This is a genomic window from Pseudomonas sp. PH1b, assembly GCF_000633395.1.
In the GTDB taxonomy this organism is placed as follows: domain Bacteria; phylum Pseudomonadota; class Gammaproteobacteria; order Pseudomonadales; family Pseudomonadaceae; genus Aquipseudomonas.
The window spans coordinates 347952-360744 of record NZ_AYMU01000007.1 but is presented as its reverse complement, the minus strand read 5'-3'; the positions used below and the strand labels follow the sequence as shown (position 1 = coordinate 360744).

General features: G+C 57.9%; 17 protein-coding genes. 5 read left to right on the top strand and 12 right to left on the bottom strand.

From position 1 onward, the window contains the following. Positions 1-161: 161 nt before the first annotated feature. The 12 genes from U873_RS34365 to U873_RS0114205 all read right to left on the bottom strand — a co-directional run bounded on the left by U873_RS34365 (position 162) and on the right by U873_RS0114205 (position 9938). A complete protein-coding gene (locus U873_RS34365; RefSeq protein ID WP_256244340.1) occupies positions 162-989 on the bottom strand; it encodes a S49 family peptidase in 828 nt (275 codons plus the stop codon). Further along, a complete protein-coding gene (locus U873_RS0114255; protein WP_025128897.1) occupies positions 986-2257 on the bottom strand; it encodes a phage portal protein in 1272 nt (423 codons plus the stop codon). Before U873_RS0114255 ends, U873_RS34365 begins: the two co-directional genes overlap by 4 nt. A 2-nt stretch (positions 2258-2259) precedes the next feature. Next, entirely contained in the window at positions 2260-2433 is a 174-nt protein-coding gene (locus U873_RS36945) for a hypothetical protein (RefSeq protein WP_177330271.1), read from the bottom strand. Continuing rightward, complete coding sequence (locus tag U873_RS0114245) at positions 2430-4259, bottom strand: terminase large subunit (protein WP_025128896.1); 1830 nt, start codon at positions 4257-4259, stop codon at positions 2430-2432. Before U873_RS0114245 ends, U873_RS36945 begins: the two co-directional genes overlap by 4 nt. Continuing rightward, positions 4222-4614, bottom strand: coding sequence for a phage terminase small subunit P27 family (locus tag U873_RS0114240; protein ID WP_177330270.1), 393 nt, complete (start codon positions 4612-4614; stop codon positions 4222-4224). Before U873_RS0114240 ends, U873_RS0114245 begins: the two co-directional genes overlap by 38 nt. A 292-nt stretch (positions 4615-4906) precedes the next feature. Continuing rightward, positions 4907-5191 carry an HNH endonuclease gene (locus U873_RS0114235; protein ID WP_115658604.1) on the bottom strand — a complete coding sequence of 95 codons (285 nt, stop codon included), beginning with the start codon at positions 5189-5191 and terminating at the stop codon, positions 4907-4909. 64 nt (positions 5192-5255) lie between these two features. After that, entirely contained in the window at positions 5256-5600 is a 345-nt protein-coding gene (locus U873_RS0114230; RefSeq protein WP_025128893.1) for a phage holin family protein, read from the bottom strand. A 480-nt stretch (positions 5601-6080) separates the two neighbouring features. After that, positions 6081-6440, bottom strand: coding sequence for a hypothetical protein (locus tag U873_RS0114225; RefSeq protein ID WP_025128892.1), 360 nt, complete (start codon positions 6438-6440; stop codon positions 6081-6083). Then, a complete protein-coding gene (locus U873_RS0114220) occupies positions 6437-8644 on the bottom strand; it encodes a VapE domain-containing protein (RefSeq protein WP_025128891.1) in 2208 nt (735 codons plus the stop codon). The genes U873_RS0114225 and U873_RS0114220 overlap by 4 nt, the downstream gene beginning before the upstream one ends. A gap of 11 nt (positions 8645-8655) precedes the next feature. Continuing rightward, a complete protein-coding gene (locus U873_RS37575) occupies positions 8656-8826 on the bottom strand; it encodes a TraR/DksA C4-type zinc finger protein (RefSeq protein ID WP_371261311.1) in 171 nt (56 codons plus the stop codon). A 43-nt stretch (positions 8827-8869) separates the two neighbouring features. Further along, on the bottom strand, positions 8870-9379 hold the full coding sequence (locus U873_RS0114210) for a phage regulatory CII family protein (RefSeq protein ID WP_025128889.1): 510 nt from the start codon (positions 9377-9379) through the stop codon (positions 8870-8872). Between the two features lie 334 nt (positions 9380-9713). Beyond that, positions 9714-9938, bottom strand: a complete 225-nt coding sequence (locus U873_RS0114205) for a Cro/CI family transcriptional regulator (RefSeq protein ID WP_025128888.1) — start codon at positions 9936-9938, stop codon at positions 9714-9716. 97 nt (positions 9939-10035) lie between these two features. On the opposite strand from U873_RS0114205, the gene U873_RS0114200 reads away from it, so the two are divergent. The 5 genes from U873_RS0114200 to U873_RS0114180 all read left to right on the top strand — a co-directional run bounded on the left by U873_RS0114200 (position 10036) and on the right by U873_RS0114180 (position 12768). Further along, positions 10036-10692, top strand: coding sequence for a LexA family transcriptional regulator (locus U873_RS0114200; protein WP_025128887.1), 657 nt, complete (start codon positions 10036-10038; stop codon positions 10690-10692). 265 nt (positions 10693-10957) lie between these two features. Beyond that, positions 10958-11521 (top strand): hypothetical protein, encoded by a 564-nt coding sequence (locus U873_RS0114195; RefSeq protein WP_025128886.1) that lies wholly within the window; start codon positions 10958-10960, stop codon positions 11519-11521. 9 nt (positions 11522-11530) lie between these two features. After that, entirely contained in the window at positions 11531-11821 is a 291-nt protein-coding gene (locus tag U873_RS0114190; RefSeq protein WP_025128885.1) for a phage antirepressor KilAC domain-containing protein, read from the top strand. A 162-nt stretch (positions 11822-11983) separates the two neighbouring features. Next, positions 11984-12451: a hypothetical protein gene (locus U873_RS0114185; RefSeq protein ID WP_025128884.1), complete on the top strand. Its 468-nt coding sequence runs from the start codon at positions 11984-11986 to the stop codon at positions 12449-12451. After that, positions 12448-12768, top strand: coding sequence for a pyocin activator PrtN family protein (locus U873_RS0114180; protein WP_025128883.1), 321 nt, complete (start codon positions 12448-12450; stop codon positions 12766-12768). The genes U873_RS0114185 and U873_RS0114180 overlap by 4 nt, the downstream gene beginning before the upstream one ends. The last annotated feature ends 25 nt before the right edge of the window (positions 12769-12793 follow it).

The window sequence follows — 12793 nt, the reverse complement described above, 5'->3', positions numbered from 1 at the left end:
AAAAAACCCGCACATGGCGGGCTTGAACACTGCCGCGAACGCGGTCAGATAAGGGTTTGAGAATTCACAGCGCGGGCCCGCAGGCCAATCCGGCCTGTCTGCCTGGACGCTCGACTCAGCGCCACCGATTGCGACAAGTCGTCAACAGCCTGTTGCGGGCTTTACAGGCGATCTGCAAGACCAGCAGCGATACCGGCCTGACCTCGGAACAAGCCGGCTTCAGTGGCAATCACCTGCTGCACGGACAGGCCGCGATACTCGGCGACGGCGTTGACGAAGAGCTGGTAGCTTTCCTGCACAACATCATTCAGGTACTTCAGAGACTGATCGCTCAACGGCTCATGCGGGCTCAGATCGTTTTTATGGGCGCCAGCAAAAACTGTGGTCACCTTTACGCCCATGCCCTCTTCCATCTTGGATCGGTCCATGTGGCTGGCTATCACACCAATAGATCCGACCCCGCTGGTCTGGCTCACAACCAGCTCACTGCAGGCCGACCCGAGCAAATAGCCGCCGCTGTAGGCCATAAAGTTGACGATCCCAGTGATCGGTTTCTGCTGGGCCATGGCTCGAATGTCGGCAGCCAACTCAAACGCCCCAACCGCAGCCCCGCCAGGGCTGTCGATATCGAGCACAATGCGCTCGACCATCGGATCGGCTACCGCGTTGCGCAGTTGCACCCGTAGGCTTTCATAACTGGTCATCGTCTCGCACAGGCCGATGTGACTACCACGGCTGACCAGCACCCCACTGACCGGGATCACCTCGATACCCGTTGAGGCAATGGCCGTACGCCGCTGCTCTTCTCGCTGCGATATGTGATCAACTTCATCATCTTTCCAGAGCGCGACACCATCCCGGGCGCCGATGTTGACGATGTTTAAGCTCATCGCCTGGTTTGCCCAACGAACCCCCAGGTCCAACATGTCAGGCGTAACCAGCAGCGGCTGATTGAACAGCAGGCTTGAGGCGCGCAGATAGTTTTTCATTGAGCAAGCATCCTCTCGATTTCGGCCTGCTGCAGCTCCAGCTGCGCCCGCACACTGGGGGCTTTCAGGTCAGGGGTTTTATTGCCTGCGCTCGCCATGTTCAACGGCTGCAGATAGATATCACCACCAGGTACCGGCGGCATGTTTTCCAGGCGGCGGATGTCATTCACACTCAACCAGCCCCATTGCCGGCCAATGGCATATGCCTCGTAGCGGCTCTTCTGGTCGCCGCGCAGCAGGCCGGAGAGGTTGAACTCGATGAAGTACTCCCGCCGATCCTTGAGCAGCAGAAAGTCGCGCATCATTGCCTGTTCGTGACGCTTCACCCAGGGCAGCAAGCCAAACACCACAAACTGGATCATGAGCTGTTCCAGGGTGTTGTAATTGGACTTCTCCAGGTCGTTCACCATGGGCAAGGGAATCTTGTAGATCCTGGCGATATCGGTGCCAGTGGCCTTGAGGATGCCCAACACCTCGGCATCAACGTTGTTCATGGAGACGGGTTTGAAAGTCATCCCCTCTTGAAGCAGTGCCACCTTCTTGGCGTTGTCCATGCCGCCAAACTTCTGCCCCCACTGATCGACGATCTTGTCGATACTTCCCTGATCCTTGATCGCCGGGGCTTCACGAGGGCGCTCGATCACGCCCGACACCGTGACACCATTGGCAAAGCTCTTGCCGGTGTACTGCCTAACGGCCTGGGCCAGCCCTAAGGACTCCGCATGAACTTCGATCGGCGACAGCCCCACATACTGATTGGTACTGAACCAACGAACGTGATGAATCATCCGCATCGGCAACGCCTCACCACCGGATATACGGTAGTAAGGAAGCATGTCGCTGCCCTTCATGATCACAACCTTTTCAGGCTGCAGGTTCCAGAGCGCGGCAACGTTTCCGTCTTCCCGGCGGTCGATGAAGCTGATGCTGTTGCCCCTGAGCCCAAGGAAGCCTTGCGAACATTCTCGGTACTCATACGGGGTTTGGAACCCGTTGGGCTGGTACCGCAGGACATCGTAAAGCGGATGGTTGATAGCTGATTCCCGCTGACCACCGTCTTTCCGGATGTACAGTTCCAGGGGCAACTGGGCGATGCTTTCAGCTAGCAGAGTGACGCAGTTCTGCAGGATCGGAATGCCCAGGGCCGACTCAGGCGTCACTGCAACGCCTGAGCTGTTCCGGCCACCGCCGAGAAAGCCCCTCCAAAAACCATTGCCTGTCTCTATCAGGTTGCCCTGCCCTCGGCCTAGCACGTTGGAAAAGAACATGCTCAGCCCTCCTTGGCGTTGACGGCTGCCGCCGCCCGATCAGCGAGGCGAGCCCAGCCGAGCAAGCAAACACCCGCGATGATGAAGGCCGCCGGCTTGTTGATCATCGCGACGCCCGCCACCAGCAGCCCGAAACCAAGCAGCCCGGCCAGCCATGATAGGTAGACCAGTTTCATATTCCGACCCCTTCGTCGTAGACAGATTTGCCACTCGGCCCCGCGGCCTTACCGCTTATGCCAGTGGCCATGATGGCGGCGACAATGCCGTCGATCCGGCCAATCGCCTTCGCCTTGTCGGCCTTTCGGTTGTTGGCCGGATCGGAAACGATCACCACCCCACCCGCGTTCCAGGTCAACACCGGGTTGCCGTCGTGGCGCATGGTTTCGACTGTCTCGGTATCCATGACTTCCCAGTCGTCGGGGTCCAGGTCAATGACCCCATCGGCTGCCTGCTCACTCTCCAGGGGCAAGCCAAGCAGCCGCCGCTCGAACTCATCGACCGCTGGGCCCATGTCCTTATAGCCCTGGCCGAAGCCGATCATCTCCGGCAGCGTAATGTCGTACTCAGCCATCAGCTGCTGCAGGTCTTCGATCCGCCAACGGTCATAGGCAATTCGCTCGACATCGAAGAACCCGCAGATCTTCACCAGGCGGCGCAACACATGCAGCTTGCTGATCGCCCGGCCTGCAGTGGTTTCTAGATGCCCCTCTTTGATCCAGAGCTGATACGGCACCTTGTCGCGCTCTTCGCGGCCTTGGATGTCATCATCCGGTATCCAGAAGTAAGGAAGCAGCCGCCAATGCGGATCATCGGCAGTCGGCCAGAAGAGCAGCACGAACGCCGTAAGGTCCGTGGTACTGGACAGGTCCAAACCGGCAACACAGCGACGATGCTTCAACATCCGCATGGGCACCCGCTCTTCGGCCTGCTTCCACACTCCCCAGGAAATCCACGGTGCATCCGCCTGCGTCCACTCACAGAAGTTGAGGCGACGAATCACCGCTTCTTGAGCCGGCAGCCCCCGGGCTGACTGGACCTGCTCCCGCAGGTACTTGCGTCCTGGGATGCCGTCGGTCTGCCCATCAACAATGTGATCAAGCGAGGGGTTTACCTTGGGCCAACAGGCTTCATCCGTGAACGGGTCTTCCCCTTCATCCAGTGAGCAGATGTAAGCGAAGAAGCTGTCGTCCTGCTCAATGTCCGCACAGATCCGAACACCCAGGTCATGGTACTGACCACAAACCGTTTTTTTGTCGGAGCCGCTGTTTGTGATCATGACCACCAGGGCCTTGCGGCGGTTCTTGGTACCGGCCCGCATCATGTTCACTGTTGCGGCGGTCTTGTGTTCGTGGACCTCATCGAGCAGGCCGATGTGGGGCCGCGGGCCCGACTTGTTCTTGTCCGAACTGATCGGACGGAAAAATGAGTTGCTGTTCGGGTAGAACAGGTTCCAGACCTTTTCGTCACGGCCCGACTGAACAAGGCGGGAGCTAAGGCTGGGCGACATGTCCACCATCGACACAGCATCGCGAAACAGAACCATAGCCTGGTCGCGGTTGGTGGCCGCAGCGTAGATCTCCGCTCGCTTTTCGCCATCAGCAACCAGGCCGTAAAGCCCGATCCCGGCGACCAAGGGGCTTTTGCCCGAGCCCTTCGCCGTCTCGATGTAGCCCAGACGAAAACGGCGGAAGCCATCTTCCGTCATCCAGCCGAACAGGCTACCTACTACAAAGGCTTGCCAGGGCGCGAGCAGGAACGGGAGCCCTTCGAAGTCACCACCGTTGAGAAGCAGAACATCTTCGAAGAAGCCAATTGCCCGCTTTGCCAGGGCCAGATCCCATATCAAGCCACGGGCCGAGCCGCTTGCCAGATCTCTCAGATGTCTTTGGCATGCGTTGCGGACGTTGGGGCCCGCGAGGATTCGCCCGGCCAGGACGTCTTCGGCATAGGCGGTAACGCGATCATCAACTGAAGTACCGGTCTGCGGCTGCTTGCTGTTCATTGGGGAAAAGTTCGCCTTGAGGTCGCGCCGTTTTCAGGTTGCGCCGGGACATCGGTGATAAGCCGAACTGGGCGCCCGCTGCATTGGCCCGCTTCTCGGCATCGTTCGCGAGTTGGCGAAGAACATGAATTTGCTGTGCGCCAGTTTTGTAGGTCTGGACCTCACCGCCCAGTTCATCGTCAGACTTGCTGTTTCGGGCGAGGATCAACCGCTGGAATCGCGTCCAGTCGGCAAACGCCTGGCAGTAGGTTGCCAACGCCATCTGATCCAGCTCAGAAACAATGCCCAGCGAAATCAGCGCTGGAACAAGGCGCTCCCACTCGGCGACAGCATCATCTGAAAGCACAGCGGGCATGGGCGGCGCCCCGACAGGGACTGCCTGGTCCTTCACCTCACCGATAAGATCAGAAAAGCTTTTCCCGCTTGGATTGCCCCTCAGAATGTGAACAGACGCTGGCAACCGTGGGCGACCCGAGTTTCCGTTTCCGGCCATAAAACCCCCTACCTATTGATACCCCCCCCTCCCCATTTTTCCCGACGTTGCGCAGAGAGGGGGGCGAGCGGTCTAGAAGAGAGGCGGAAGGGAATTTTTTACCCCCCCACCCCTATAAATGAGAATTTTTCACAACAACCCAGCTGCCGGAACGTCACCGGTTCCAGTGGTGACCGGGGTCCAGTGGCCTGCCATCGGCGGCGCACCCGGGCAGGCGCCCGCTCTTTTCGGCTCGCTGCTTTGTCGAGTCATGGCAGAACTTGCACAGGCTCTGCCAGTTCGACCGACGCCAGAACAGTTTCCAGGCCAGATTGATCGCCGCAGGGTCGCCGCTGTCCTTGGCCTCTTTCAGCTTCGGCGCGACCTTGTGGTCTACGACCGTCGCCGCCACTGGCCGCTGATCCGTAGAACACATGGAACAGAACGGATGCTCGCGCAAGAAACTATCCCGCGACCGCTGCCACTTGTAGCCGTACCCACGTTCGGAGCTGCTACCGCGACGGTCACTGTCCTGGCTGGCCATTGTCTGGCACCTCACAAACGCCAAGTCGCTTTGCCGCCCACCGCTCGTACAAGCCGATAGCAACATCAGCACCCGCCATCGCGGTTAGGCAGCCGAAGGCGCCCGCCGTCCAGATCGAAACACCAGCCGCGATCAACAACATCATCGCCGACAACCCGCAGACGATGCAGGCACCGGACCGCAAGGCCAGGCGCCGCAGCAACGCCCAACCACGGGCGCCATCCTTGTCTGCTCGCCACATTTCACCGGACACGCCACCGACCAGGGCGAGGACGATCACTAACCAGATCGGCATCTCTGCCAGCGCTTGTTGCTCGTTTGTCATCGCCTACCCCTTAAACGCAAAAACCCGGCGCAAGGGCCGGGTTTGTGGTGAGGTCGCTAGTTGCGTACCTCTTTGAACATGACTGATTTATACCCCTCCAATCCGGTGGCAGCAAGGGCGCAGCACTGCCACCCCTGCAATCAACGGTAACGCACTGGCAATCAACGGCCATATAACGTTACTGGCTCCAGCGCCGCAGGCCATTCCCCTACCAGCCCCACCAATCACAAGAGAGGCGCGACGTATGAAACGCCGAAAAACAAAGGCGCTGTCCTTCCGTCCTACTATTTATTAAGTTTTCCATGTAAAGAGAGAAAGCATTAAACGCTGCGCGTATGCGCGTGCGTGATTGTGTGTGCCTACGCCATGCGAGAGAGTGAAAATAAAGGTGGGCCGGTGGGCCGCCACCAGTTACCACGCGGCATACAGACGTTCCACCATCCAAGATACTGGAGGGCCGCGCCGGGACAGACTGCAAAGTCACGCTACACGATCCAAAAGCATGCCAGCAATTTCTAGATGTGCCGAGTGTAAGCGCGCATAAAACTGCGTCCGACCACACCCGCAGTGCGCCCACTTCTGTCGGTCCACGCTCTCATGGTTCAGGTAATGCTCACGCACCACCTGGGCCAAAGGCCAAGACAGATGCTTGTTTACGATTACCTCAAGGTCAGCACTCCACGGCAGCAGCATCTTCGAACCACCGCGTGAACCACGAATCAGCTCTCCCTGGCAATCTATTAACTGCCCCAACATGCTGCTGGCAGATCCTTCAGCACCACCCCCGCCATGCATATCGAGCGCCCATAACTTCAACATCTCATCCACTTCAGAGATCAAAATGCGCTCTCCTGCCTAGATGCTGCCGATCCACGCTTCCACTCCGCCGGCTTCACATATTCATAGCTACGCATACCACCTGGGCCACTGCCTTTGCGACGCCGGGGCCATTTCATTCGATGCATAATCTTACCAACACGCATCTGCTCGGGCTTGCCCCAGTGGCTCGGATCGATATTAAGCGCATGCTCAAGTAAGTGAGCGCCTGTCACAGTCTCGCCAATATGCTTGTCGGCCAGGTAGCTGACTACCAGGTCTTCCCACATATCCGCCTGATAGCGCTGATCCTGCTCGGCAGCAAAAAGATCAGCCTCCTCGCGCTCAACCCACCATGGGTCGCCTGCGCGAAAACAGGCTACCGCTTCGGCCCAGAGTTGGTCACGGTCGGCCCGCAGGCCCTCCACATCAACCTTGGTACACATCACCGGCCAGTAACGGCGATTGCCTGTGTCGTCCTTCAGGTACTCATCCTGGTTGGTAGTGCCAATAAAAACGCTTTGTCGCGGCACATCAAGCATCCGGCGGCCATAGCTCTCGCGGTAGGTGTCGATAGCGGATGAAACAAACTGCTTGGCCTTGGTCGACTCCGCCTTGTTCAGAGAGTCCAACTCCGCCATCTCCACAATCCACTTGCCCCGGATCGCCTGATAGGCGTCCTTGCTGCTTAGGTCAAACGACGTGTCCATAAACCACTCGCCGCCTAAAACCCGTGCAGCAGTCGATTTACCCTCGCCCTGCAAGCCTTCCAGAATCAACATCGAGTCAGCCTTGCAACCCGGCCGGAACACACGCGCCACCGCCGATAACATCCAGCGCTTGCCGACCTTTCGGGTGTACTCACTGTCCACAACACCAAGCCGATCCTGCAACCAACGTTCAAGACGTGGCACATCATCCCACTCCAGGCCCTCCAGATACTCGCGCACAGGATGGTAGGAGTTGTCGTTTGCCACCGCACTGACTGCCTCAACAACATGGGCAGTCTTCACCCGCAGCCCGTACACATCAGCAAGCCATAGTGCCACCCTGATATCGTCCAAATCGCTCCAGTCACCCGTGCCACCGCCATACGGTGGCGTGCGCAACTTACGCGTCTTCGAACTGAACAAATCCCAGGCGACCACCCCAGTCCAGCGCTTATCGTTACCCAGAATTAAGGCCACGTTGAACGGATGTACGATCAATCCGCCCTTTTCGGAATACTGCAGCTTTTCGCGCCATCCCTCATCGGTAGGCGGTCGCACCACAGCCAGCACCTGGCGCCGCACTGCGTCCAGGCCCTCGGCGCAGTGCAGATCGTTAAAGTCCGTCCAATTATCCTCACGGTCGTTGTCGAACACCGGCATAACTACCTGGCCCCCGACCACCACCGACGCATTGCCGGCTTTGAGTACGCCTGTGTTACATAGCTGCCCATTCACCACCGTCTTCCAATCGTCATCAGCGCAAAACACCAACTGCCGGCCTGGGTACTTTGTGCGCATTGACTGTGCCACCGGTAACAGGTTGCCGGCATCGAAGCAGATGCAAACCGTCAGCGAGGTCGCCATGTGCAGGCTAGCGCCGGTCGCGTATCCCTCTGCGATCAAAATCACATCGCCCGGCTCAGGCTCCGGACCGATCAAATGAAACGCTCCTTCCTTCGCCAAGCCATACGGCCAATAGGTTTTGTTCCTCCCCGTACTCGCCTGTTTTTCCGGGTACAACACCTGTAGACCGACGATATCGCCTTTCACATTGCGCATCGGCACAAAGGCCGTAGCGCTCTTTGCCTTGTAACGCAAACCAAAGCCAACCACCCGCTTGGTATCCAAGTAACGCGAGCTGCCTTTCTCAGATAGGTGCTTCCACATGCCTGCAGCGCGCCTGGCAGCTGTACGGTGCTTTCGCTCCTCGGCCAATGCAGCCTTGCGCTGGCCTTCCTCAGCCCTTGCCCGCATCACCGCCCGATCCTCAGCGCTCAGTCGGCCACCTTTGGTCTTGATCTTCTGCCAGCTACCCTTTTCACCCTGGCGCCAGTCACCAAACGCGCCGCAATATAGTGTTCTTCCATCGCCGGTCAGATGTTCATAAAGCACATACCAGCCGGTTTTCTCAGGGGCCTTATCGCCGTCGCACTCACAACGTGTTCGCTTACCAATCAGTAGCGGCGTTTCGGGTTTCAAGCCATAGTCATGCAACTGAGCCAATACATCGTCGAGCAATTCGTGATTAGTCATACCCGTACCCCCAACCGCCGGTCAGCCAACTCTTCACACCCAGTGCAGCGCGTGCAGCCTCGATCAAGCATCGCCAGCCGCCGTGCATCAAGGATGTCATCTCCACAATCCACGCACTTAAGAAGGCATTGACCTGGTTTCGCAATGGGTCGCGCGGCCAAGGCCATTGCAAGGTTATGAGCGATAACATCATCGGCAACATCTGCATTGTCAGCCACAGGTCAGATCCTCCGCGTGCTTCTTGCGCAGTACCGCACGCAACTTGAACACCGCCTGCACCATGCGCTCGGCAAGCAACTCAAACTCGGCAAGCTCGTCATCGTCCACCTTGTCATCCACCAGCATGGCCGATACATGCGTTGCCAGCTCGCCTTCACGGGAAAGCAGCCCGCCAATGCCCGCCATTAGCGACTGCGCCGTGTCGGTATCGCTCAACTCGGAAACGTCGATACCCACCCAGCCAATCGGATGCAGCAACGCATCCACAATGCGCGGGTCACGCGTTGCATCCAGCACTAACTCAAGGTCGCCAATGTTTGGTGTGTGGCTGTTATTGGTCAGGCTCAGCTTATGGTTGAGTGTGGTGGCGTTGCCGCCGTCGATAGCAGCAATGGCAGTGGCACCGCCCGGGTAATCGCGTGCGGCGTGGAGTAGCGCTTGCGGTAGGGTCAAAAGAGAACGCTGTGCGCGCTCAATAGAACTGAAATGTTTACGGTTCATGGCATTACACCCAAAAGTCTGCCAGTGACCGCCGCACGCCTGTTTGATACAGTTGGGCAGTGGTCACTTGCAAGTGGTCATATGCAGCCGGTTGCTCTGTGGTAGAAAATCCGGCTGTACCCCAGCGGCAAGGCACATGCTCCGCATGCACCTTGCCGTCAAAGCCTGCAGACCGTGGTGGGTTAGCAGGCAACCCAAGGCATCCGTGCCTTGGTAGCGCGGTAAAGAGAGGCGGTTTTGCATGTGGTTTGCTCCGCCTACCTTTATCGCGACCCGACAGCACTGTGGTGGTGTGTGCCGGGAGGAACTGGGCGGCCTTTCGGTCGCCTTTTTTCTAAGCGGCTCTGAGTAGATCCAGATCCGGAACAAAAAAAGCGGTTGGCTGAATCGGTGCCACATCTGCCGCTATGAGTTTTCCATCTGAAAGCACCTGAATCTGATACTGCCGAGACCGTGGCGGCTCAGTGCCCCACTGCGATATTGCAGCGGGCGAGACTTTTAGAGCCGCGGCCACTTTGGATTTCCCTCCGAAGAAGGCGATAACTTCGGTTGTGAGCATGATGCCCTCCTGTCTGCCGTCACGAACAATAAGGCTACTTAACAAATATGGCAAGCAAATAAAGGACACTAATCAATGCAAGCATTAAGCTAGCTTAATGAATACTCCAACCGAACGAATCACATACGCCATCTCTAAATGCGGAAAAAAGGCAAGCGTTCTGGCGGCCGAGTCAGGTCTTAGCGCTGCCAGAATCAGCCAGTTAGCCCAAGGGGATGGAAGCCTCAAGGCTGAGAATTTATTCCTTTTCGCACGCGCCACCGGGTTTTCCGCTCAGTGGCTTGCCGAAGGCATAGGGGACATGTATGAGGCTGACGCCCTTACAGAAAGTCATGTGCTGATCCCTCAATTTACCGTCAAGGGAAGTGCAGGCTCAGGGCATACAAATCACCACGTCGAGATCCGTGGTGGCCTGATGTTCAAGCGAGACTGGCTTGCCCGCATGGGCTTGAGGGAAAAAAACCTCAAGGTCATTTACTGCACAGGAATGAGCATGTTCCCAACCATTACCGACGAAGATGTGTTGCTGATTGACGAAGGTCAGCGAGAGCCTTTGAACGGTAGGATCTATGCAATCCAACGCCCGGACGGAGACATCAGTATCAAGCGTTTTGTCCATACTCTAACTAACGGCTGGATCATCCGCAGTGACAACGAGGATAAGCGCGCCTACCCCGACGAAAATGCTACCGACACCGACATTGGCCACCTCCTAATCATCGGCCGAGCGGTATGGCACGCCGGAGCACTCTGATTACAGGTCTCTAAACAAAAAACAAAAGCAGTCTTGACTTAAAAAGTTAAGAGAACTTTAATTGCCTCACTCCCTTACCACAGAGCGAGGCAATACCCATGCAAACCGCAACCTTGCACGTACTCCCAACGTGCCCACCTAGCCGCATCTTCGAAGTACGCCGCCTAGCCATAATCCACGGCTGCGCCTTCGCCACCACTAAACACAAAATCACCACCAGCACCACACCGACACCGTTTGATCCCAACGATGGCGGGCGTGCAGCATGAGCCGCCTAACACTGAACGCATGCGCCTATATCCGCCTGCAGGCTCAGGTCGGCCTTAGCGGAACCTTCCATCACACCTTGCATTCACGCGACGGCTGCCATTCCGTTTCAGCCCAAGTCGAGATTGAGCAGTGTTCGGCCGGAATCGCGGTAATGGTGCGTATCTGCGGGACACGCAATACCTCCGTCACACTTGATAAGCACCGCAAAAACAACGCCCAGCGCGTTGCCAGCTTCATCGAAGGTATTGCTAACGGGCGCTGTCCGACAGGAGTACCCGACGTAGATGAGTACCTGGTCGTCAGCGATATTGAGGCTGACCTGCGCCACGCAATTCGCCAGGGGCGCGGTACTTACCACATGATCGCCCACGAGCTTGAACCCTCCCTACAGATTCAGCGCAACCCACACGGAGGCTATACAGCCAAGCTCGAACTCGACGACGCAGGGTGCGAGCTCACCCTACCCACCGACAGCCAGCGCGCCTATGAAATCCTGGCCGACAACCTCAACAGGTTCCTGCGTGGCTACCGCGATAGCCTTGCAGCAGCCGCAGCGTGAGGTGCAGCCATGAGTCTATCCCTCAAACACGCAGCCGAACGCCTGGGTTTGGGTCACCGCCCGCTGATGCAGCGAATGCGCGACAAAGGCTTGCTGGATAAACACAACTTGCCAGCGAACCCAGCTGCGACAAAAGACTTCTTAGTCACCCGAGAGAGCTGCTGGTTTCACGAGAAGAGTGGCATGCAATACAAGCGCACCACCCGCGTGACCGAAATCGGCATTTCCTGGCTAGCCACGCAACTCGGTGTTGAACGCCCTGCCCCGCCCGCCGTGGCCGATCCGCGAGAAGTCGCTTGATGAACCGCCGAGAGGTATGGCCGCGTCAGTACGCCAGGCAGATCACGGCAATGCGAACCCGCGAGGAACGCATTGCCGCACTGGAGGAAGTACCGGAACACATACGCGAGCTGGTGCGCACCCACGTACAGATTGCCTGGAACCACCCCAAAGGAAACACACATGGACCGCAAACTGATTGACACCTTGCTAATTGAACTATTGAAGCTGCCCGAAGAACGCCGTACGCCAGAGAAGATTCTGGCCAACCTCACGCTGGCAGCAACCGCTGCAGGCGTGGCCCTCACCACCAGCGCCGCACCACTGCAAACCGAGCACCTGCAACTGGCGGCAGCTCTCGACCAACTCGCAATAGAGTTTGGCTCGAACTACCGCGCCCGCGCCACGCTACGCCTTGGCCACGGCATTGAGGGAGTAGAGCTGGGGGCTGTGCTCGAGCCGCTTGAAAGCAACTCTCCCTTGCCACGGTTCGTGGCTTTCGGAAACACCGCACGCACGGCGCTGGCCGGAATCAACCGCGACATTCGAGCGAGCAACCAACCCCAAGCCAAACCAGGGACGCCACGCAAGACCGGAAAACTGCAACTCAGCAGCCTCAAGGCATACGTCGATAAGGCCAACGCAGCATGAAGTCCGCCGCACAGCGTGAACTGCGCCTACCGCCAGCGCCCCGAGGTCAAACCGTGGATTTGTTGTACCGGACACTCGGGGATCTGCTCGTACCCGTCGACGTGGTACGAGAGCGCTACTTTCACAAACTCAACCCAGACAACTTCACTCGGGCATTAGCCACCGGTCGAGTATCCCTACCGATCACCACTCTGGATCGCAGCGTCAAGCAGACCCGCTTCGTCGACATCCGCCACCTGGCGATCCTTATCGACGCACAGGCGGATGCCGCAGCCGAAAAACTGGCAAACCATCAAGCCGAGCCAGAGGAGGACTGATACCTCAACTGGCAACACCCGGATA

Bases quoted from the DNA above. Each gene is read 5' to 3' on its own strand.
- U873_RS34365 (WP_256244340.1), bottom strand. From the start codon at position 989: ATGAAAAACTATCTGCGCGCCTCAAGCCTGCTGTTCAATCAGCCGCTG.
- U873_RS0114255 (WP_025128897.1), bottom strand. From the start codon at position 2,257: ATGTTCTTTTCCAACGTGCTAGGCCGAGGGCAGGGCAACCTGATAGAG.
- U873_RS36945 (WP_177330271.1), bottom strand. From the start codon at position 2,433: ATGAAACTGGTCTACCTATCATGGCTGGCCGGGCTGCTTGGTTTCGGG.
- U873_RS0114245 (WP_025128896.1), bottom strand. From the start codon at position 4,259: ATGAACAGCAAGCAGCCGCAGACCGGTACTTCAGTTGATGATCGCGTT.
- U873_RS0114240 (WP_177330270.1), bottom strand. From the start codon at position 4,614: ATGCCCGCTGTGCTTTCAGATGATGCTGTCGCCGAGTGGGAGCGCCTT.
- U873_RS0114230 (WP_025128893.1), bottom strand. From the start codon at position 5,600: ATGACAAACGAGCAACAAGCGCTGGCAGAGATGCCGATCTGGTTAGTG.
- U873_RS37575 (WP_371261311.1), bottom strand. From the start codon at position 8,826: ATGGCCTTGGCCGCGCGACCCATTGCGAAACCAGGTCAATGCCTTCTT.
- U873_RS0114210 (WP_025128889.1), bottom strand. From the start codon at position 9,379: ATGAACCGTAAACATTTCAGTTCTATTGAGCGCGCACAGCGTTCTCTT.
- U873_RS0114205 (WP_025128888.1), bottom strand. From the start codon at position 9,938: ATGCTCACAACCGAAGTTATCGCCTTCTTCGGAGGGAAATCCAAAGTG.
- U873_RS0114200 (WP_025128887.1), top strand. From the start codon at position 10,036: ATGAATACTCCAACCGAACGAATCACATACGCCATCTCTAAATGCGGA.
- U873_RS0114195 (WP_025128886.1), top strand. From the start codon at position 10,958: ATGAGCCGCCTAACACTGAACGCATGCGCCTATATCCGCCTGCAGGCT.
- U873_RS0114190 (WP_025128885.1), top strand. From the start codon at position 11,531: ATGAGTCTATCCCTCAAACACGCAGCCGAACGCCTGGGTTTGGGTCAC.
- U873_RS0114185 (WP_025128884.1), top strand. From the start codon at position 11,984: ATGGACCGCAAACTGATTGACACCTTGCTAATTGAACTATTGAAGCTG.
- U873_RS0114180 (WP_025128883.1), top strand. From the start codon at position 12,448: ATGAAGTCCGCCGCACAGCGTGAACTGCGCCTACCGCCAGCGCCCCGA.